Source organism: Pedobacter sp. SAFR-022 (assembly GCF_051965375.1).
In the GTDB taxonomy this organism is placed as follows: Bacteria; Bacteroidota; Bacteroidia; order Sphingobacteriales; family Sphingobacteriaceae; genus Pedobacter.
The window spans coordinates 233,203-253,349 of sequence record NZ_JBQCME010000005.1 but is presented as its reverse complement, the minus strand read 5'-3'; the positions used below and the strand labels follow the sequence as shown (position 1 = coordinate 253,349).

The window sequence follows — 20,147 nt, the reverse complement described above, 5'->3', positions numbered from 1 at the left end:
AAAAAAATCGAATACCTTAACGCTGTTTAGCACCTAATATCGAAAGTGCCCCCACCACCAGTCCGGTAATGCCCATTGCAATCAGCGTGTTTCTGGCGTTCTTGTTCTCGGACATGGGCCTCATTACCGCGGCACCCAGGGCCATCACACCCGAAGCAAGGTCGATGATGGCATGTGTTTTATATGGAATACACTTGATGGCGCCCCATTTCGCATCCGTAAGCAGACTGGTGCCAAGTTCCGCAAAAGCAAAGGAGCGGCAGACCATGGCACTGCTGCGGTCATCTTCAAAACCCATTAGATTTGGTGCAAGTAACACCAATGGAATGTAACTGTAATCGGCGTAGACATGCATGTCTTTTGTAATTCCCTGTATCATGACGTTTTTCGGTTTAGGTGATGTTTATTATGGACGTCGAACAAAACTGATGCCTGATGCCGGCGCCTTTTGCTTTAATGTAAAATGGGGTACTTTCTGCATGGATCGGGATAATTACCTGATAATAACGGGTACAAGGCCTCTGAAAAATGGAAAACCTAAAACGTGTCCTGCTTGTTTTTGAGCAACACTTCTACCCTTAACCCTAAAGATTCTATGCGCATGACCGGCCGTTTATACTCCCTATACTTTGCTATATTGATTATTATTCTTGCAGATACCGGCGCTACAGCCCAGGAGCCTGCGATGTCTAAGCAGGGCGATTTTAAAATCAGGGTCATCGCCGACAAGCTCAGTGATCCCTGGGAGATCAGCTATGGCCCTGATGATCAGCTTTGGGTGACGGAATCTAAAAACTACAAGGTCTGGCGAATAGACCCGGTAAGCGGCAAGCGGCAGCAGCTGTTAGATCTCCGGTCGGCACGTGAATTTCCAAGATATGATGAGCTTCCCGATGAGCAGGATGGGGGTAAACCCTGGCCCCAGGGAGGATTAATGGGCATGGCGCTGCATCCGGACCTGCTGCGTGGCAAGCCCTATGTTTATCTTGCCTATATCTATCGCTTTAAAGCGGCAGCTGAAAAGGGGGATGGCGGCGAGCCTGGATTTAAAGGTTATCACTTTGTGGGGCGCGTGGTACGCTACACCTATGATCAGCAGCGACAACGCTTGCACAGTCCGCTTTCCCTCTGCGACAGCATCCCGGCGAGCTCTGACCATAACGGGGGGCGACTGCTAATTGCGCCGGTACAAGGTAAGTCCTATTTGTATTATAGCATCGGTGATATGGGTGCGGGACAGTTTGCTAACGGCGGGCGGCAGAACAAGGCACAGGACAAGAACAGTTATGAAGGAAAGATCCTCCGCTTTAACACCGAGCCGGATCAGGACAAGGATCCATTTGACCGCTGGATACCAAATGATAATCCATTTAATGCTGCGGCACAAAACGCGGTATGGTCCATGGGGCACCGCAATCCGCAAGGTTTAACCTATGCGGCAATTAATGGAAAGGCTTTGTTGTACAGTGTGGAGCATGGGCCTTATGGCGATGACGAACTGAACCTGATCGAAGGGGGAAAGAACTATGGTCATCCGCTGATCATTGGCCGTAACGACGGAAACTATGATGGCCTGGCGGCTTCGGTCTCCGACCATGCGGAGCTTCCCGGAAAATGGCATACCAGTTATCCGCAGATCAATTCAGAATCAGCGAATACAAAAGCCATGGGTACCAGCTACAAAGATCCGGAGCGGAGTTTCTATGCCATGCCTGCTAAGCAATTGCAGGCGCTGTTTAGTAAGATCGTCAAAGGTGAGGAGCAGGAATGGGAAGCCTATGGCCCATCGAGTATCGCGCTCTATACGAGTGATGGCATCCCGGGATGGAAAAATTCGCTCCTGATCACAACCTTGAAAGGCTCCGCATTGCTGCGATTGAAGCTGGACGCAGCAGGTAAGGTGATGGATGGGGCGCCCGAGGTCTATGTAAAAGGAAAGGTACGCTACCGGGATCTGGCGATCTCCAGTGATGGCAAGAAAATTTATCTATCTGCGGATAATTCAGCGGTAAGCTCGGGGCCATCAGAGCAGCATACGGAAGAGGTTTCTTACAAGGGGTGTATATTGGAATTAACCTACCAGCAACAGTAACGTGGTAATTGTAAATAAATTTAAAATAAATTATTACCTCCAATTTAGTCGGGCGTATACTTTTTATTACCGGGATATTCCGGCTAAAAACGCTTATATGACTAAATTACATGCGAAGTTGAGATTACTCAGAGTTAAACACAACATGACGCAACAACAAGTTGCAGTGAAACTGAATTGTTCTGTACCGGCGTACAGCAAACTGGAGACCGGGGCCACGGATGTTACCGGATCCAGGCTTATTCAACTCGCTGCAATATACAATTGTGGAATTGACAAGATCTTCACCTTTGGTGAGCCACTTGATGATTCGGTGGAACGCAAAATCGCAGAGTTAATCAATGAACTACGTAAATCGAAGGAAGAATTGGCAAACCTACAACATAAGATCATTAAGCTGTATGAGGAAAAGTATGGAACGTCATAAAAAAAGGGCTTAACGCCCTTTCTTTAAAATAACTCCTGCATGTCCCGGTCTGCGGTATTAATTTTCTTAAGGAATTCATCGAAGCCCGGACCTTTCTGTTCGCTGTACATGCCATATGCATCAGAGATAAAGGAGATGTTTTCTTCATTATCTTTTAAGATGTAAATGACCGAATTATCTCCAGGATCGGAATGACCTTCAAAGCGATAGGTTTTGATGATGGTCAGGTCTTCAGGACTATAAGTTTTATAAATCTTATTACCTTTCATATGGCCATCTTCAGTCATGGTGAGTTCGTTATCGTAGCCCTTCTGCCTTAATTTTTCAAGAATCTGGCTTAGGGTGTTCATTTCTGCTGGTTGTTTCATCTTCTATAGGTTTATGTAAATAAAACAACAGCTAACCTAAATGGTTTGCCTGAATTGCTACCAGCTTTGGGGTTCATCCGCCCTCAACCCGCCCTCAACCCGGGCTCAACCCGCCCTTAGCCGGCCATCAGCCGGATGAACCCCCTATAAAGGCTTAATCGATGCCTGTTAAACCCATAACCATGGCTCAAAAGAAAAGCCGTCTTACAATATGCATGTAAGACGGCTACCTTCTGTAATGATGTGTATCTACTCGTGTTTTACAGGCTGAACGCAGCTTTAACTTCGGTTACATAATCGAGCTTTTCCCAGGTAAACAGCTCTACCGTAAGCACTTTCTCCTCACCATTCGGGGTTCTGAAAGTTTTGGTTACCGTTTCCGGCTTTCTGCCCATATGGCCATACGCAGCTGTTTCGCTATATATTGGGTTTCTCAGTTTTAAACGCTGCTCAATAAAGTAAGGGCGCATATCGAAGATGCTTTCTACGATCTTTGCAATCTCGCCATCAGTTTTAGATACTTTGGCGGTGCCATAAGTATTGATGTATATACCCATAGGTTTTGCTACGCCAATAGCATAACTCACCTGTACCAGCACCTCGTCTGCAACGCCCGCGGCAACCAGGTTTTTAGCAATATGACGGGTGGCATAAGCCGCACTGCGGTCTACTTTGCTTGGATCTTTACCCGAGAAGGCACCACCACCATGAGCACCTTTACCGCCATAGGTATCTACGATAATCTTACGGCCGGTTAAACCGGTATCACCATGGGGTCCGCCAATCACAAACTTTCCGGTGGGATTGATATGGTACTGGATCTGCTCGTTGAAAAGGTGTGCGTATTGCGGGTTTTTGCTAATGATCCTTGGGATAAGGATGCTTACCAGGTCATGTTTGATCTTTTTCAGCATCGCCGCTTCTTCATCAAACTCATCATGTTGCGTAGAGATCACGATGGCATCAATGCGAACAGGCTTGTTGTTGTTATCATATTCAAGTGTTACCTGCGATTTTGCATCCGGACGTAAATAGGTGATTTCATTCATTTCACGTCTCAAAACCGCAAGCTCCTGCAACAATTTATGAGAAAGATCCAGCGCAAGCGGCATGTAATCTTCAGTCTCATTGGTGGCATAACCAAACATCATCCCCTGATCTCCGGCACCCTGATCTTCTTTATTGGATTTGTCTACACCCTGGTTGATGTCTTGCGACTGTTCGTGGATGGCGGATAAGATCCCGCAGGAATTCGCCTCAAACATGTATTCGCTTTTGGTATAGCCGATTTTTTTGATGACATCACGAGCGATTTGCTGTACGTCCAGGTAAGTTTTGGATTTAACTTCTCCGGCTAAAATTACCTGACCTGTAGTAACCAGGGTTTCGCAGGCAACCTTAGAATCAGAATCGAATGCTAGAAAGTTATCAATTAGTGCGTCTGATATTTGATCTGCTATTTTATCAGGATGACCTTCGGAAACAGATTCTGATGTAAATAAGTATGACATTCTAAATAATTTATTAACGATTAATAATTAGATAAAATGGATGATGATCCTGGTCAAACAGTCAGTAAAAGGAAGTGTATTGATGGTTAGCACTTTTTTTTACGTGGTTGCAATCCCGCTATCGTTAAATAGCATCACAAATCAGTCCACTTTAAGCGCTCAAAAATAGGATATATATTCATATAGTCAAAAAATATCAATTATTTTGCAACTTCTTAAAAATAGTACCTTGTCTAAAACAAACATCTTATTCATCATAAATCCGATATCCGGTGGCCGGGATAAAAAGAACATTCCTGGGCTGATTGACAAGTATCTGGATAAATCCAGGTTCAATGCCAATTTCCGTTTTACGGAGTATGTGGGGCATGCCTCCGAACTTGCTGCGGAAGCGGGGAATAAGAACTTCGAGGTCGTGGTTGCGGTAGGTGGTGACGGGACGATCAATGAAGTGGGCACCGCGGTGATGCCGCAGGGCAAAATCATGGGTGTTTTACCTTTCGGTTCAGGGAACGGCCTTTCCAGGTACCTGAAAATTCCAATGGATACCGTTAAAGCCATAAAGGTGATCAACGGCTTGCATGTGAAACGCATTGACACAGCTACTTTCAATGGAAAATGCTTTTTCAATATGGCGGGCATGGGCTTTGATGCACATATTAGTTCCATATTTGCCGGAAACAAAAAGCGTGGACTTTCCGGGTATGTGCAACTTGGATTGAAGGAGATGTTAAACTATAAGCCTGAGGTATATCATATTGAAATAGATGGCAGGTCCATTACAAGGAAAGCCTTTGTGGTGAGTATTGCCAACAGTTCACAATATGGGAACAATACCTATATATCTCCGGAGGCCTCTGTTACCGATGGTTTGCTGGATGTGTGTGTAATCAAATCCTTTCCACTGTTACGGTTGCCTAAACTTGCCTATCAGATGCTGCGGGCTAATGCGCACCATAGCGATATGGTGGAGATCATTCGGGGCAAAAACATTATTATCAGGCGCAATCAGGAGGCTGCCATTCATATTGATGGGGAACCCTTCCAGATGGGAACGGAGCTTAAGATCCAGATCGTGCCTTTATCGTTAAATATTATTACACCAGATTATGAAGCCTAAAAAGAAGTCGTTGGAGGATCTTGGAGGAATCATGTATTCCACCGATCCGGATTTTGAATATCCTGTGGAGCCGGTGGAGGCGATAAACATACCCAATCAGCAACAAGACCTCCGGGTAACGCTGGATCGTAAAAACCGTGGTGGTAAAGCCGTGACACTGGTTACCGGATTCAAAGGTTCTGATGAAGATTTACAACAATTGGGAAAGCTGCTGAAAACCCGATGTGGGGTGGGCGGATCTGCTAAGGACGGCGAGATCATTATTCAGGGCGACTTCAGGGAGAAGGTGCTGAGCTTGCTTCAAAAAGAGGGTTATAAAGCCAAAAGATCTGGAGGCTAAGGTTGTGGGCTGGGCTGCTGATAAATGGCTGTATTTTAGCATGATGTCTATAGTGTATGCAGCACAATAAGTAAAATAAATAGCTGAATCTGGGCAAAAATTCCTTTCAAAGTATTTAGCTTTGAGGCATAAACCAAATTTTATGCCTGAAGTTAAATCAACAACACCCGATTTAAGTTACCTGGGTTTAGGTACAAGTTTAGTGAAGTATCAGCTAAGCGTTCCCGAGTTAATAGAGGAGGCGCTGGCAAATGGAGAGGGTAAACTTGCCGATAGCGGTGCCCTGGCCATTGACACGGGAAAGTTTACTGGCCGCTCGCCAAAAGACCGTTATATTGTTGCCGATGCCCTGACGGAAAATGATGTTTGGTGGGGTGATGTAAACATTAAGATCTCGCCTGAACAATTTGAGGTTCTATATCATAAGGTTACCAATTATCTTAATAGTAGGAAGTGTTACGTCAGGGATGCAGCTGCTTGTGCAGACCCTGCGTATGAAATTAGCATTCGCGTAGTAACGGAAACGGCCTATCAAAATCTTTTCGCACATAACCTGTTTTTGCGCGTAGAAGAGCGGGATCAGTTAAGCCGGCCGGACTGGACGATCCTTGCAGCACCGGGTTTACAGGCTGATCCGGCAAGTGACGGTACCCGCCAGGGAAATTTTACCATTATCAATTTCAGTAAACAAGTAATATTAATAGGTGGCAGCGGTTATACCGGAGAGCTTAAGAAAGGCATATTCTCGGTGCTAAACTTCCTGTTGCCGGTTCAGAAAAGGACCTTATCTATGCACTGCGCCGCCAATGTTGGGGCTGCGGGTGATACGGCAATATTCTTTGGTCTTTCCGGAACGGGTAAAACCACACTGTCTGCTGACGAAGAAAGGAGTTTGATTGGCGATGATGAGCACGGTTGGGGTAGCGACTCTGTGTTTAATTTCGAAGGTGGCTGTTATGCGAAATGTGTTGACCTGACCGCAGAAAAGGAGCCACAGATCTATTCAGCTATCCGCTTTGGTGCCTTGCTGGAAAATATCAACTTTTTTCCGGACACCAGGGAGGTGAATTTTGAAGATGTGTCAAAAACGGAGAATACCCGCGTAGCATATCCGATTAACTATATAGATAATGCCCTGCAACCCTCCATAGCACCAGTTCCGCGGAACATCTTTTTTCTTACAGCAGATGCCCTTGGTGTATTACCACCCATATCGAAATTAACTCCAGGACAGGCCATGTTTCACTTTATCTCCGGTTATACTGCTAAAGTAGCGGGGACTGAAGCTGGCGTTACAGCGCCGCAGCTAACTTTTTCAGCCTGCTTTGGAAAAGCTTTCATGCCCCTGCATCCTACACGTTATGCCGAGTTGCTTGGTGAAAAGATGGAAAAGCATGCGGTAAATGTCTGGTTGGTCAATACCGGCTGGAGCGGCGGTGTATATGGTGTTGGAAAGCGGATCAAGCTTGCGCATACCCGTGCAATGATTACCGCAGCCCTTAATGGCACGCTAAATAATGCGAGTTATAAGACCGATCCTGTATTTGGGTTGCAGATGCCGGAAAGTTGTGCTGGTGTACCTGCTGAAATACTGGATCCTAAAAACACCTGGGCAGATGCTGCAGCCTACGACGCCAAAGCCAACGAGCTTGCAAAAGCATTCCTGGAAAACTTCCGGGTGTTTGAGCCATATGCTAACCAGGAGATGTCAGCTTCTTTACCTAAAGTACGTGAAATAGCAATTTAAAGGCGGAAATTTAGGCTAAAATTTGCATTTCATTTTTTTTTTAGTTTTAATTGTGAAAGATTGTCTGGAAAGGGGCAATCTTTTTTTGATTTTACCAATGTCTGTCGGTTAACGTAACGAATTGATAACTTTTGAAATTTTACTGTAATTTTAAAATTGAAATTTTAAATTTGTTATAGCAACAATTGCCTACATTAGCCGTTGAAGTGTATTACAGAAATTATTCGAAATTAAAACAAACTAAAAACTAAAAAACTAAAAACAAAAAAATGGCAAACGCACCAAAAACTACACCAGTTAAAAAAGAAGGCTCGTCTACAGCTTCTAACATGTTCGCAACACTAGTAATTCCAATTTGTATCATTATTGGTGTTCTGCTTTTCAAATTTGTCCTTGGTAATCCATCAAACTTCGTGGATGGCAATCCAGATAATCACCCACTTCCAGGAAATTATGGTGGTATGGCTTACAAAGGTGGATTTATCGTACCGATCTTAATGGGTATGTTATTAATGGTATTTGTGTTTTCAGTAGAGCGTTTTATCGTAATTGGTAGAGCAACAGGAAACGGAAACTTAGATACATTCATCAAGAAAATTCAAGGCCTTTTAAGTTCAAACAACATCGAAGCTGCTATGGCTGAGTGTGACAAACAACAAGGCTCTGTTGCAAACGTGATTAAATCTGGTTTGAAAAAATATCGTGAAATGGAAGTTGAGGCTAACATGGATACAGATCAGAAATGTCTTGCAATCCAAAAGGATATTGAAGAAGCAACTACATTAGAAATGCCAATGTTAGAGCAGAACTTAACTGTAATTGCAACCTTAGTATCAGTAGGTACATTAACCGGTCTATTAGGAACAGTAACAGGTATGATCAAGGCATTCGGTGGTTTGGCTACATCTGGAGCTCCGGATCAGGCAGCACTAGCGAATGGTATCTCTGAGGCGTTGATCAACACCGCTACAGGTATCTCGACTTCAACTGTTGCGATTATCATGTACAACATCCTTACTTCTAAAATTGACAAATTAACTTATGCAATTGATGAAGCTGGTTTCAGCATCATCCAGACTTATGCTTCTACGCATAAATAAGAAATAATGAATTTTTTTTACCGGCTTTATGGAAAACCGGAAGAATAAACATCATTAATAAAAAAACATAAGTAATATTTAAATTATGCCAAGAGCAAAGGTTCAAAGAAAGAGTACTTCGATCGATATGACCGCCATGTGCGACGTGTCTTTCTTACTACTGACTTTCTTTATATTAACAGCTACAGCACGTCAACCTGATCCTCTTAAGATTACAATTCCGACATCGACCTATAAAATTCCGGTACCTGATGTTGATATTGCAAAATTATCGATCGGTCATGGCAAGGTGTTTTATGAAGTAGCGGGACAAGACGTGAAGATGGCCACTTTGGATAAAATGGCAGCGCAGTACAAAATCGAATTTACTCCAGAAGAACGTAAGCGTTTCGGTGTAATTCAGTCCTTTGGCGTACCAATTCAGAGTTTGAAGCAGTACATCAATTTACCGGATGAAGCAGCACGTGAGAAATCTGGTTTGGGTACCGGAATCCCGGCAGATTCAACAAACAACCAATTGGCGGATTGGATCTTAAATTCACGCCAGGCAGTTGCGGAGTTGCACTCTGAAGCGATGCGGATTAGTATTCGAGGAGATGCTGAGGAAGAATATCCTACTGTTAAGAAGATTGTAGATATTCTTCAGAAACAGAAAATCAACAAATTTAGTTTAATTACATCGGCCGAAGGCGGTGCTCAATAAGAAATAGCAATGGCAGAATTAGATACCTCCAGCGGGGGTGGCAAAAAAGACGGCAAAGTTAGAACCAAGAAAGCCAACACGAAAGTAGATTTAACCGCAATGGTGGATTTAGCTTTCCTTTTGATCACTTTCTTTATGCTAACTACGTCGCTTTCGAAGCCTATTGCAATGGACATTGCAAAACCCGATAAAAACGAAAAAGACGATACCAACAGGTTGGAGCTGCGTGCATCTCAAACCATGACCATTCTACTTGGAAAAAACAACAAGGTAGCCTGGTATATGGGAGAAGCAGGTAAGGAAACCCCGACAATTGAAGGGTACCCAGAAGTAAGACAGTCTATCCTGGCAAACAAAAAGAAAGTTGCTGAGTTATATGGTAACGACCCGAAGAAATCTCTTGTAGTCGTTATTAAGCCAACTTCAGGAGCAACCTATAAGAACTTTGTGGATATTATGGACGAGTTGAACATTGCTCAAATCAGCGCGGCTCCGGCTATTGATGATGAAAACATCCTTGATTCTGAGATTGCTGTAATGAAGCAAAACGGTATACTCTAACATTTAACAACTAAAACCAAGCACAATGTCTAAAATAGATTTGTTCAGAAAAGAATGGCTTGATGTTGTTTTTGAAAACAAAAATAAGTCTTACGGTGCCTACAGGCTTCGTCAGAACAATGGTTCAACTACAACAAGAGCAACGCTGATCGCATCGGCAGCATTTATATTGCTGTTCATGACGCCGAAGATCATTAGTTTGATCAAAGGCTCGATGCCAGAAGAAGAAATAGTACAGCAGGTTGAGGTTGCGATTCAGCCACCACCACCTGTTGATCCAAAGACTCCACCGCCGCCACCGGTAGAGCCACCACCACCAAAAGTTGATCAGGTGAAGTTCCCGCCTCCGATTGTAAAACCGGATGTTGAGGTGCGTGACCAGGAGCCACCACAGATCGAGGATTTGAAAAAAGCTGACCCAGGTCAGAAAACCATAGCCGGGGATCCGGATGCTGATATCGTGATTACCGCACCAGTAGGTGAGGGTCCGAAACAAGCTGCTGTGGTAGAAGATAACCAGGTTTACGATTTCGTAAGTATCGAAACTCCACCAAGTTTCCCAGGCGGTATCAATAAATTTTACGCTTATGTTTCTAAAAACGTAAAATATCCGCCAATGGCCGCTGAGAACAATATTCAAGGTAAAGTGTTCCTTTCTTTCGTAGTAGAGAAAAATGGAGAACTGACTGATATTCAATTAGCAGGTAAAAAACTGGGTGGTGGTACCGACGAAGAGGCGATCCGTGTGTTAAAGGCGAGCCCTAAGTGGACCCCAGGTATTCAGAATGGAAAACCAGTACGTGTTAAGTACAACATTCCAATCAGTTTCACCTTATCTCAATAAGAGTTAAAATATGTTTAACTACAATAATTTTAAGCAGAAATCGCCCCAACAGCGATTTCTGTTTATTTTCGGCCTAATCATCTTGCTGTTTTACTTTGCATTAGGCATCCTTTTAATCTTTTGGAAGGACATTCCTTTCGACATTCAACCGACCTACAGGATCTTATTTGGTATTCTGCTGATCGTATATGCGATCATCAGATTTTTCAGACTTAATCAAACGGACAGATAGACATGAAGTATCTTGGTTTTTTATGCATTTTGATAGCGTTCAGTTCTTGTAAAGACAAGCCGAAATCGGAGGGGGTTCAGGAAACGAGGACCACAGGTTCGGTGAAAGTACTGGTTGATGACACTTTCTCCAATATTGTGGATGAGCAACTGGAAGTTTTTAACTCGGACTATCCGGACGCGAAAGTTGAACTGATCAAAGGCCAGGAACAGCGGATTTTGCCTACATTTTTGAATGACAGCATCCGGGTGATTGTCATGTCCAGGGTCTTGACGCCAAAAGAGGAGCAATTTTATACCAATCGAGGTATCGTGGCCTATACGCAGCGTTTTGCGATTGATGGCATTGCACTGATTGCGAATGCAGAAAGCCCTGATAGCACCGTCACTGCTGAGGAGATGATCGCCATTTTGAAGGGAACTTACACAGGTAATAAGCAGTTGGTTTTTGACAATCCTTATTCGAGCACGGTAAAGTACTTTAAGGATCTTGCTAAAATAAATACACTTCCATCTAAAGGGGTGTATACTTTAAACAGCAATGCTGACGTTATTAAATACGTCGCAGAGGACAAAGACTACATTGGCGTTATTGGCCTGAACTGGTATCTACAAGCTGGAAAAAAAGGCGATAGCGATTATCCTAAGGTTAAACTAATTGGTGTAAAGAATGTCAAAGGTGGAAAGGGTGATGATGCATTTTACAAACCTACCCAGGATAATCTGATCAGTGGTATATATCCGTTTCTTAGAAATGTTTACATCATCAACTGTGAAGGTAAAGATGGTGTCGGTACGGGATTTGCAAACTGGTTAGCAAGTCCGCGAGGACAGCTTATAATCTTGAAATCAGGTCTGGGGCCACATAAGCTGATTTCAAGGGATTTTAACTTAAAGAATTCAAACTAAATAATATATTTGAAATATGAAGATGACAAAAAAAGCAATAACCTTAAGTCTAGGTTTAGCAGTAATGGGTTCTGCCTCTTTTGCTCAAAGCCTGGAAGATGCGAAGAAAGCGGTAGATGCTGAACAGTATCAAAAAGCGACTTCAATGCTGAAAGGGCTTGTAAAATCTCAAGCCAGCAAAGGAGAGAATTATTTTAATTTAGGTGAAGTTTACTTAAAAACAGACTACATTGACTCTGCAAGAGCGGTGTTTACACAAGGTGTAACTGCTGATCCTAAGAATCCATTGAACTACATTGGACTTGGAGAAGCAGATCTATTATCTAACAATGCAGCTTCCGCGAAAACAAATTTTGATAAAGCGGTAGATGTATCTAAAAAGAACGATTACATTCCTCAACTATATATTGGTAAAGCATACATCGAGGTTGACAAACCTGACTTTAATGCGGCCTTGCCATATCTACAAAAAGCGGATGAGCTGGATAAAAACGACAAAGATGCGGAGACGTTTTTAGCACTTGGAGATTTCTATGCTTATCAGCGTAAGAACTCTGAAGCACTTCAGAACTACATGCGTGCTTTAAACATTAATCCGAACATCCTAAGGGCTAAAGTTCAGATTGGAAGGATGTACAAAGAATCACGTGCGTTTCCTGAGGCAGAAACAGCTTTAAAGGAGGTAATTGCTCAAGATCCTAACTACGGTCCTGCATACAGAGAGCTTTCTGAGTTATATAACCAATGGTCTTTCGGTGATCCAAACGGACAGGCAAAATCAGCAGCTGCAATTGAGAACTATCAGAAGTATTTAGACTTAACAGATAAGTCTTTTGACTCACGTATCAGATACGCACAGATTTTGTTCTATGCGAAAGATTTCCAGAAACTGGAAGCTGAAACCAATGAGTTGGCAGCAATGGCTCAAAACAGCCCTAAAGGTCTTTTGATTTCACGTTTGAGAGGTTACTCTGCTTACGAAAACAAAAACTATCCTCAGGCATTGGAATACATGAACGATTTCTTTGCAAAGGTTAAAGATACAAGCCGTATCGTTGCTGATGATTACCTGTACTTAGGTCAGGCACAGATGCAACAAAAACAAGATAGCCTTGCCTTGATCAACATCACCAAAGCTGTTGAGATGGACTCTACTAAAGCTGAAGCATTAGCTAACATGGCTAAGTCCTTCTATGAGGCTAAAGACTATCCAAAAGCAGTGGCAACTTATGACGTTGTAAACCGTTTAAATCCAAGTGGTGTAGGTTCACTTTATAACTACTACTACCATGGTCTGGCGGCTTACTTCAGCTATGCTGCAGATTACACTGCTAAGAAGAATCCTTCGAAAGATCTTTTAGTAAAAGCGGATTCGTCATTTGCGAAGTTGGTTAGATTATCTCCATCTACTTATGACGGACACTTATGGCGTGCAAGGGTTAACTATTTCAAGGATAGTGAAACCGACCCACAAGGTATCTACGTGCCACACTATCAGCAATATTTAGATTCTGCTGAAGCACATGTAGATAAGCAAACACCTGCTACTAAAAAGAATATGGTGGAAGCTTATAACTCTATCGCTGGATTTGCGTCTACAACAGACAAAGAAAAAGCAAGAACCTACTGGAACAAAGCAATTGCTATTGATCCGCAAAATGCAACTGCATTAGCTGGTATCAAATCATTGTCAGCTCCTGCTAAAACAGCAAAGAAGTAAAAAGTTAAATAATTCAATCTTAAGAAGAGAGTGCCGCATTGGCATTCTCTTTTTTGTTTAATGTGGTTTAATAACCCATTTTGACAAGCTATGAAGAAACAAAAATATATTCTGGCGATTGTACTTCTGACGCTGGGTTTCGGCGCCTCTGGGCAGGAACTAGGGGAGGTCAGGAGAACGATTGATGCGGAACAGTACCAAACGGCCAAATCAATGCTGAAAACGCTGTTGGGGACAAAGCCCAAGGAGGGTGATCTATACTACAGTTTGGGTGAAGTTTACCTGAAGACCGGCTACCTTGATTCGGCTAAAGTTATTTTTGCCCAGGGTATTCGTGCTGCCAAAAAGAATCCCTTAAACTATGCTGGTATTGGGCAAGCCGACTTGCAAGCTGGAAACCTTGCCGCAGCTAAAATTAACTTTGCCAAAGCGGTCAATGTAAGTTCCAAGCGTAAATATAACGCTCATCTTGCCATTGGCGAGGCTTATACATCTGCGGCGCAGCCCGATTTTAACGCTGCATTACCTTATTTGAAAAGGGCCGATGAACTGGATAAGTCAGATAAAGATGCACAAGTCTTTTTAGCCTTTGGGAACTTCTATGCGGCACAAGGTAAATATACTGAGGCGCTGGAGCAGTATACGAAAGCACTACAGCGTGATTCTACGCTGCTGCGTGCCAAGGTGCAGATCGCTGGGATGTACTTCAAGGCGGGTCAGCCCTTAAAGGCTGATAGTGTATTAAAAGCTGTGCTGGCAACTAACAGCAACTACGGTCCGGCATATCGCCTGATGTCTGATTACAGCTTGCAAGCTTATTTAAACGATAAGAATAATGCTGCAGCAGCAGCAAACGCCGTTGCGAACTACAGCCTATATCTCAATTTAACAGACCGGTCCTTCGATTCTAGGCTTGAATTTGCCAAGTTGCTGTTTGCCGTAGGGGACTACCGGAATCTTGAACGGGAACTACAGGCGCTTTTGCCAGTTCCGGCGAATAACTGGAAAGCACCCGTCGTGGCGCGGTTAAGCGGTTATGCTGCCTATGAAAATGGCAATTACCCTGCAGCCCAGCAGTACCTGAACAGCATGTTTAGCAGCCTTGCTGACGAACGGAAAGCCACCGCAGATGACTATGTTTATCTAAGTCTGACACAACAGAAACTTCAGCTAGGCGATGCTGCCTTAGTAAGTGCTACCAAAGCAATAAGAATTGATTCTTCAAAAACAGTAGCAATGGATCATATTGCCAAACGCTACTACAATGCAAGAAACTGGGTCAAAGCGATAGAGACCTTCGAATTGATGAAACAGCTTGGTGGAAAGCCTGTGAATGCTGGGGAACTTGGGTTATATCATGGAACGGCATTATATTTCCGGTACGTCGAATCGTTTAACCGTCAGGAGCAGCCCTCACAGGCGCTGCTTGCTCAGGCTAACGCGATTTTTGATCAGGCCTTGCGCAGTTCACCAGATCTGATTACAGCTCATCTCTGGCGTGCAAGAGCGCTGCTCCTAATGGAGGACCAGCAGAACCCACAAGGTGCCATGGTGCCGGCCTATCAGGCCTATATTGAGGCTGCCGATCGAAGTAGCCTTGCACAAACCGCCGCTACCAAGCGAAATCTGGTTGAGGCCTATAATGCCATTGCGGCTTTCGCATTTGCGAAATTGGACAAGGAAAAAGCCAGAACCTACTGGAATAAAGCTTTGGCTCTGGAATCACAGGATCCTGCAGCTTTGGCAGGTATTAAGTCACTAGCTGGCCCGGTACGTTCGGGTAGGCGTAAATAAATTTTCAGAAAAGATAAGGCAGGGTTGTTATCCTGCCTTTTTCTTATATTTTTGTGTCTAAAGCATGCTTATGGAAAGTCAAAGTGTACCAGTAGATTTTTTGCCGATCATTTTTCAGGTCATTGTAGCACTCGGGTTCGTCGTTGTAACCCTAATCGCTACGCATTATCTGGGTCCAAGCAGGAAAACAGCAGATAAATTGTCCACGTTTGAAGCGGGGATTAAGGTTGTGGGTAATGCGCGTCAGCCATTTTCGATCAAGTATTTCCTGGTGGCGATCCTGTTCGTGTTGTTCGATGTCGAGGTGATCTTTATGTACCCTTGGGCGGTAAACTTTAGGGAGCTGGGCATGGATGGTATGATTGAAATGTTCATCTTTATGGGAACGCTTTTACTAGGCTTTATATACGTGATTAAGAAGAAAGCATTGGACTGGAACTAAGCTATTTAGATTCTTTCTAAATCAGGCCAACATTATGTAAATTCCTCTATTATTGTAGATTTGTAGTTCATTCTTCGTCGGAATGAACTTTTTTTTTTGTAAGATCATGAGTGAAATCAATATCGTAAACGCCCCTCCGGGCATAGAAGGATCTGGCTTCTTTGCCACGTCCTTCGATAAAGTCATTGGATTGGCTCGTTCACACTCTTTGTGGCCACTACCATTTGCGACTTCATGCTGTGGTATTGAGTTTATGGCCACCATGGGTTCACACTATGATTTTGGTAGATTTGGGTCTGAGCGTTTGAGCTTTTCGCCGCGTCAGGCAGACCTGTTGATGGTGATGGGAACGATCGCTAAAAAAATGAGCCCTGTGTTGAAGCAGGTATACTTACAGATGGCTGAACCACGATGGGTGATGGCTGTCGGTGCTTGTGCATCTAGTGGTGGTATTTTCGATACCTACTCGGTGCTGCAAGGCATTGACGAGATTATTCCTGTTGACGTTTACGTGCCAGGTTGCCCGCCAAGACCGGAGGCCATTCTTGATGGCTTCGGGAAAATTCAGGAGTTGGTGCGCAATGAATCAGGTAGAAGACGGGATTCTCCAGAATATAAGCAATTGTTAGCCTCATACGGAATTTTATAATGACAGAAGAGACCAACCATAATTTAATACAACTTTTAAGCAGCGAATTTGGAACACGTGTCACGAACGTGGATGAGCCTTATGGCTTATTAACAGTTGAGACTACAAAGGATGATATCATTGAAGTGTTAACTTTTCTAAAGAAAGATCCGAGGACCAATTTCCATTTCCTGACAGATATCACCGCCGTACACTATCCTGAAAAGCAACAGGGGCTTGCGGTTGTTTATCATCTTCACAATATGGTAGCGAAGGTCCGGATTCGTATAAAGGTATTTTTGAATACTCAAACACCCAATATTCCTACGGCTTCAGATCTGTGGAATGGGGCTAACTGGATGGAACGCGAAACGTATGATCTTTTTGGTGTACTGTTCGATGGCCACCCTGACCTGCGTAGAATCTTGAATATGGATGAATTGGGTGTACATCCGATGTTAAAACAATACCCGCTTGAAGACCCTAATCGGGTGGACAAGAAAGATGAATACTTTGGCAGATAACTTATGGTACACAATCGACCAGTAACAACAGACAATGATCCGCAGAGTGAGTTGGTGACCCTGAATTTAGGGCCGACACACCCAGCAACTCATGGTGTGTTTCAAAACATACTTCAGCTAGATGGTGAACGCATAGTAAGCGGCGTATCTACTATTGGCTATATTCACCGGGCATTCGAGAAAATCGCGGAACACCGCCCATTTTATCAGATTACACCGCTTACAGATCGCCTTAATTATTGCTCGTCGCCGATAAATAATATGGGCTGGCACATGACAGTGGAAAAACTGCTGAACATCAAAATGCCTAAACGTGTAGATTACCTGCGCGTGATCGTGATGGAGCTTGCACGTATATCTGACCATATCATTTGCAACACCATTATTGCACAGGATACCGGTGCAACAACGACTTTCCTTTACCTGTTCCAGTTTCGTGAACACATCTACGAAATTTACGAAGAGATCTGTGGAGCGCGATTAACGACGAATATTGGCCGGATTGGCGGCTTTGAACGTGATTTTAATGAAATTGCTTTTGCCAAGATCAACAAGTTTTTGAAAGATTTTCCGGTTGCATTAAGAGAGTTTGAGAGTCTTCTTAACCGGAACAGGATCTTCATTGACCGAACTGCGGGGGTAGCCGCTGTTACGCCGGAAGCAGCTTTGGACTATAGCTGGACAGGCCCGCTTCTAAGGGCTACAGGCGTAGATTATGATGTACGCGTTAGTGAGCCATATTCATCATACCAGGATTTTGATTTTGAAATTCCGGTAGGTACCAATGGGGATATTTACGATCGCTTCCTGGTGCGCAACGAAGAGATGTGGCAAAGCCTGCGCCTGATCGAGCAGGCGATGGAGAAGCTGAAGCAGGAACCTGCTGGCATATTCCATGCCGATGTGCCTGATTTTTACCTTCCGCCAAAAGAAGAGGTTTATAACAACATGGAGGCCTTGATCTACCACTTTAAGATCGTAATGGGTGAGATTGATGCCCCTAAAGCAGAAGTTTATCATGCCGTAGAAGGTGGAAATGGTGAATTAGGCTTCTACCTGATCAATGATGGTGGTCGTACACCATATCGGTTACACTTCAGAAGACCTAGTTTTATAAATTATCAAATGTATGCACCCATGAGTAAAGGTATGCTGCTTTCAGATGCCATTATCAACATGAGTAGTATGAATATTATTGCTGGAGAATTAGATGCTTAAAGTAGAAGAACAACAACCTGAAGTATTTCCGGAGACTTTGATTGCAAAGTTTGATGAAATCATAAGCAGATACCCTGCTGGCAAGCAGAAGTCGGCCTTACTGCCGATGTTACATGAGGTGCAGGCCGTTTTCGGCTGGCTAAGTGTGCCCGCAATGGATAAGGTTGCGGCTTACCTGAACATCCAGCCGATTGAGGTGTATGAAGTCGCTTCTTTCTACACCATGTATTTTCTAAAACCACAAGGAAAGTATGTACTTGAGGTATGCCGTACCGGGCCTTGCTGCCTTGTTGGCGCGGAGAAGGTCATGGCGCATATTGAAAACAGGCTCGGCGTAAAAGAAAACGAGGTTACTCCAGATGGTCTTTTCAGCTGGAGAGGGGTAGAATGCTTAGCGGCATGCGGGTTTGGACCGGTACTACAAATTGGACCAGAATACACCTTTTATGAGAACCTGAATGAAGAAAAGGTAGATCAGTTAATCCAAGACTTACGAAATAAATAATGGGGCGTAAACTATTATTAGAACATATAAACGTACCGGGCATCAATACTTTTGATGTTTATCGCCAGAAAGGTGGTTACCGGGCCGTTGAGAAGGCTTTGAAGATGACTCCCGATGAGGTTGTGGAGGAAGTTAAGAAGTCGGGCTTACGCGGCAGGGGTGGTGCAGGTTTCCCAACGGGAATGAAGTGGAGCTTTTTGGCTAAGCCGGAAGGCGTGCCACGCTACCTGGTTTGTAATGCAGATGAATCGGAACCTGGAACTTTCAAGGATAGGTTCCTGATGACGCATATACCTCATGCATTAATCGAGGGGATGATCGTCTCCAGCTTTGCATTGGGTGCAAAGACCTCTTACATTTATGTTAGGGGTGAAATGATGCCCCAGGTCCGGATTTTAGAGCGCGCGATTGCGGAAGCTAGGAATGCTGGATACCTTGGGAAAAATATTTTAGGCACCGGCTATGATCTGGAGTTGTACGTGCAGCCAGGCGGTGGTGCCTACATCTGTGGTGAAGAAACCGCATTACTGGAATCACTGGAGGGAAAACGGGGTAATCCGAGGATCAAACCACCTTTCCCGGCGATTGCAGGCCTCTATGGCTGCCCAACGGTGGTGAACAATGTGGAGTCGATTGCCGCGACGGTTCCAATCATTAACGATGGTGGTGATGAATACGCGAAGATAGGTGTTGGAAGAAGTACGGGAACTAAACTGATCTCAGCTTCCGGAAATCTTGTTCGCCCAGGGGTATATGAGATTGAACTCGGCCTCCCTGTGGAGGAGTTTATCTACTCTGAAGAATATTGTGGCGGTATTGCCAATGGTAAGCGGTTGAAAGCGACCGTTGCCGGAGGATCCTCCGTACCCGTGCTTCCTGCGAATCTCACCCTGAAACAGGCGAATGGCGAAGCACGTGTGATGAGCTATGAGGGTTTATCTGAAGGTGGTTTTGTCACAGGAACCATGATGGGTTCGGGTGGTTTTATTGCTTTTGATGAAGACCAATGTATGGTTCGCAATACCTGGAATTTTGCGCGCTTTTATTCACATGAAAGTTGCGGACAATGTTCTCCATGCCGTGAAGGTACCGGCTGGATGGAGAAGATTCTGCGTAAGATTGAATATGGTCAGGGTAAAATGAGCGATATTGATCTTCTGGTAGATGTTGCAAGAAAGATAGAAGGAAATACCATCTGTCCGCTGGGCGATGCTGCAGCCTGGCCGGTAGCCAGTGCAATAAGGCACTTCAGGGATGAATTTGAATGGCATGTAAAAGAGCCTGTAAAATGTTTGGAGACCAATTATGGCCTGGCGAACTATGCAGTGCCTATTGCAAAAACAGAAGTTACTACATAATTTAA

The 20,147-nt window shown here is 44.0% G+C and carries 21 protein-coding genes; 18 read left to right on the top strand and 3 right to left on the bottom strand.

Annotation, left to right across the window (positions count from 1 at the left end):
- Positions 1-16: 16 nt before the first annotated feature.
- Entirely contained in the window at positions 17-379 is a 363-nt protein-coding gene (locus tag ACTHQF_RS13795; RefSeq protein WP_440430948.1) for a hypothetical protein, read from the bottom strand.
- Positions 380-553: 174 nt separating this feature from the next.
- Between ACTHQF_RS13795 and ACTHQF_RS13790 the strand changes: the two genes are divergently transcribed.
- Positions 554-2,092, top strand: coding sequence for a PQQ-dependent sugar dehydrogenase (locus ACTHQF_RS13790; protein ID WP_440430947.1), 1,539 nt, complete (start codon positions 554-556; stop codon positions 2,090-2,092).
- 97 nt (positions 2,093-2,189) lie between these two features.
- The gene (locus ACTHQF_RS13785) at positions 2,190-2,519 is read left to right on the top strand and encodes a helix-turn-helix domain-containing protein (RefSeq protein WP_440430945.1); all 330 of its coding nucleotides are present in this window, start codon (positions 2,190-2,192) and stop codon (positions 2,517-2,519) included.
- A 23-nt stretch (positions 2,520-2,542) separates the two neighbouring features.
- Here ACTHQF_RS13785 and ACTHQF_RS13780 read toward each other — a convergent pair whose 3' ends face one another.
- Entirely contained in the window at positions 2,543-2,887 is a 345-nt protein-coding gene (locus tag ACTHQF_RS13780) for a hypothetical protein (protein WP_440430943.1), read from the bottom strand.
- A 260-nt stretch (positions 2,888-3,147) separates the two neighbouring features.
- On the bottom strand, positions 3,148-4,398 hold the full coding sequence (gene metK, locus ACTHQF_RS13775; RefSeq protein ID WP_440430941.1) for a methionine adenosyltransferase: 1,251 nt from the start codon (positions 4,396-4,398) through the stop codon (positions 3,148-3,150).
- Positions 4,399-4,627: 229 nt separating this feature from the next.
- On the opposite strand from metK, the gene ACTHQF_RS13770 reads away from it, so the two are divergent.
- From ACTHQF_RS13770 to nuoF, 16 genes are all read left to right on the top strand, one after another.
- Positions 4,628-5,518 carry a diacylglycerol/lipid kinase family protein gene (locus ACTHQF_RS13770; protein WP_440430939.1) on the top strand — a complete coding sequence of 297 codons (891 nt, stop codon included), beginning with the start codon at positions 4,628-4,630 and terminating at the stop codon, positions 5,516-5,518.
- On the top strand, positions 5,508-5,858 hold the full coding sequence (locus ACTHQF_RS13765) for a translation initiation factor (protein ID WP_440430937.1): 351 nt from the start codon (positions 5,508-5,510) through the stop codon (positions 5,856-5,858). The genes ACTHQF_RS13770 and ACTHQF_RS13765 overlap by 11 nt, the downstream gene beginning before the upstream one ends.
- Before the next feature lie 142 nt (positions 5,859-6,000).
- Positions 6,001-7,605, top strand: a complete 1,605-nt coding sequence (pckA, locus tag ACTHQF_RS13760) for a phosphoenolpyruvate carboxykinase (ATP) (protein ID WP_440430935.1) — start codon at positions 6,001-6,003, stop codon at positions 7,603-7,605.
- Between the two features lie 269 nt (positions 7,606-7,874).
- Positions 7,875-8,705, top strand: coding sequence for a MotA/TolQ/ExbB proton channel family protein (locus ACTHQF_RS13755; protein WP_440430933.1), 831 nt, complete (start codon positions 7,875-7,877; stop codon positions 8,703-8,705).
- 85 nt (positions 8,706-8,790) lie between these two features.
- On the top strand, positions 8,791-9,408 hold the full coding sequence (locus ACTHQF_RS13750; RefSeq protein WP_440430931.1) for an ExbD/TolR family protein: 618 nt from the start codon (positions 8,791-8,793) through the stop codon (positions 9,406-9,408).
- A gap of 9 nt (positions 9,409-9,417) precedes the next feature.
- A complete protein-coding gene (locus ACTHQF_RS13745) occupies positions 9,418-9,969 on the top strand; it encodes an ExbD/TolR family protein (protein ID WP_440430930.1) in 552 nt (183 codons plus the stop codon).
- Positions 9,970-9,994: 25 nt separating this feature from the next.
- Entirely contained in the window at positions 9,995-10,813 is an 819-nt protein-coding gene (locus ACTHQF_RS13740) for an energy transducer TonB (RefSeq protein WP_440430928.1), read from the top strand.
- A gap of 234 nt (positions 10,814-11,047) precedes the next feature.
- On the top strand, positions 11,048-11,953 hold the full coding sequence (locus tag ACTHQF_RS13735; protein ID WP_440430926.1) for a PstS family phosphate ABC transporter substrate-binding protein: 906 nt from the start codon (positions 11,048-11,050) through the stop codon (positions 11,951-11,953).
- 16 nt (positions 11,954-11,969) lie between these two features.
- On the top strand, positions 11,970-13,673 hold the full coding sequence (locus ACTHQF_RS13730; RefSeq protein ID WP_440430924.1) for a tetratricopeptide repeat protein: 1,704 nt from the start codon (positions 11,970-11,972) through the stop codon (positions 13,671-13,673).
- Positions 13,674-13,763: 90 nt separating this feature from the next.
- Positions 13,764-15,467 (top strand): tetratricopeptide repeat protein, encoded by a 1,704-nt coding sequence (locus tag ACTHQF_RS13725; protein WP_440430922.1) that lies wholly within the window; start codon positions 13,764-13,766, stop codon positions 15,465-15,467.
- Between the two features lie 70 nt (positions 15,468-15,537).
- A complete protein-coding gene (locus ACTHQF_RS13720) occupies positions 15,538-15,909 on the top strand; it encodes an NADH-quinone oxidoreductase subunit A (protein ID WP_440430921.1) in 372 nt (123 codons plus the stop codon).
- A 106-nt stretch (positions 15,910-16,015) separates the two neighbouring features.
- Positions 16,016-16,558: an NADH-quinone oxidoreductase subunit B gene (locus ACTHQF_RS13715; RefSeq protein WP_440430919.1), complete on the top strand. Its 543-nt coding sequence runs from the start codon at positions 16,016-16,018 to the stop codon at positions 16,556-16,558.
- Positions 16,558-17,061, top strand: coding sequence for an NADH-quinone oxidoreductase subunit C (locus ACTHQF_RS13710; RefSeq protein WP_440430917.1), 504 nt, complete (start codon positions 16,558-16,560; stop codon positions 17,059-17,061). Before ACTHQF_RS13715 ends, ACTHQF_RS13710 begins: the two co-directional genes overlap by 1 nt.
- A 3-nt stretch (positions 17,062-17,064) precedes the next feature.
- Complete coding sequence (locus ACTHQF_RS13705) at positions 17,065-18,279, top strand: NADH-quinone oxidoreductase subunit D (RefSeq protein WP_440430915.1); 1,215 nt, start codon at positions 17,065-17,067, stop codon at positions 18,277-18,279.
- Positions 18,272-18,784 carry an NADH-quinone oxidoreductase subunit NuoE family protein gene (locus ACTHQF_RS13700; protein ID WP_440430913.1) on the top strand — a complete coding sequence of 171 codons (513 nt, stop codon included), beginning with the start codon at positions 18,272-18,274 and terminating at the stop codon, positions 18,782-18,784. The genes ACTHQF_RS13705 and ACTHQF_RS13700 overlap by 8 nt, the downstream gene beginning before the upstream one ends.
- A complete protein-coding gene (gene nuoF, locus ACTHQF_RS13695) occupies positions 18,784-20,142 on the top strand; it encodes an NADH-quinone oxidoreductase subunit NuoF (protein WP_440430911.1) in 1,359 nt (452 codons plus the stop codon). The genes ACTHQF_RS13700 and nuoF overlap by 1 nt, the downstream gene beginning before the upstream one ends.
- The last annotated feature ends 5 nt before the right edge of the window (positions 20,143-20,147 follow it).

Coding starts and splice junctions, on each gene's coding strand:
- ACTHQF_RS13700 (WP_440430913.1), top strand. CDS start 18,272: ATGCTTAAAGTAGAAGAACAACAACCTGAAGTATTTCCGGAGACTTTG.
- ACTHQF_RS13715 (WP_440430919.1), top strand. CDS start 16,016: ATGAGTGAAATCAATATCGTAAACGCCCCTCCGGGCATAGAAGGATCT.
- ACTHQF_RS13720 (WP_440430921.1), top strand. CDS start 15,538: ATGGAAAGTCAAAGTGTACCAGTAGATTTTTTGCCGATCATTTTTCAG.
- ACTHQF_RS13765 (WP_440430937.1), top strand. CDS start 5,508: ATGAAGCCTAAAAAGAAGTCGTTGGAGGATCTTGGAGGAATCATGTAT.
- ACTHQF_RS13705 (WP_440430915.1), top strand. CDS start 17,065: ATGGTACACAATCGACCAGTAACAACAGACAATGATCCGCAGAGTGAG.
- ACTHQF_RS13780 (WP_440430943.1), bottom strand. CDS start 2,887: ATGAAACAACCAGCAGAAATGAACACCCTAAGCCAGATTCTTGAAAAA.
- ACTHQF_RS13750 (WP_440430931.1), top strand. CDS start 8,791: ATGCCAAGAGCAAAGGTTCAAAGAAAGAGTACTTCGATCGATATGACC.
- ACTHQF_RS13740 (WP_440430928.1), top strand. CDS start 9,995: ATGTCTAAAATAGATTTGTTCAGAAAAGAATGGCTTGATGTTGTTTTT.
- ACTHQF_RS13735 (WP_440430926.1), top strand. CDS start 11,048: ATGAAGTATCTTGGTTTTTTATGCATTTTGATAGCGTTCAGTTCTTGT.
- metK (WP_440430941.1), bottom strand. CDS start 4,398: ATGTCATACTTATTTACATCAGAATCTGTTTCCGAAGGTCATCCTGAT.
- pckA (WP_440430935.1), top strand. CDS start 6,001: ATGCCTGAAGTTAAATCAACAACACCCGATTTAAGTTACCTGGGTTTA.
- ACTHQF_RS13795 (WP_440430948.1), bottom strand. CDS start 379: ATGATACAGGGAATTACAAAAGACATGCATGTCTACGCCGATTACAGT.
- ACTHQF_RS13725 (WP_440430922.1), top strand. CDS start 13,764: ATGAAGAAACAAAAATATATTCTGGCGATTGTACTTCTGACGCTGGGT.
- ACTHQF_RS13730 (WP_440430924.1), top strand. CDS start 11,970: ATGAAGATGACAAAAAAAGCAATAACCTTAAGTCTAGGTTTAGCAGTA.
- ACTHQF_RS13710 (WP_440430917.1), top strand. CDS start 16,558: ATGACAGAAGAGACCAACCATAATTTAATACAACTTTTAAGCAGCGAA.
- nuoF (WP_440430911.1), top strand. CDS start 18,784: ATGGGGCGTAAACTATTATTAGAACATATAAACGTACCGGGCATCAAT.
- ACTHQF_RS13745 (WP_440430930.1), top strand. CDS start 9,418: ATGGCAGAATTAGATACCTCCAGCGGGGGTGGCAAAAAAGACGGCAAA.
- ACTHQF_RS13785 (WP_440430945.1), top strand. CDS start 2,190: ATGACTAAATTACATGCGAAGTTGAGATTACTCAGAGTTAAACACAAC.
- ACTHQF_RS13755 (WP_440430933.1), top strand. CDS start 7,875: ATGGCAAACGCACCAAAAACTACACCAGTTAAAAAAGAAGGCTCGTCT.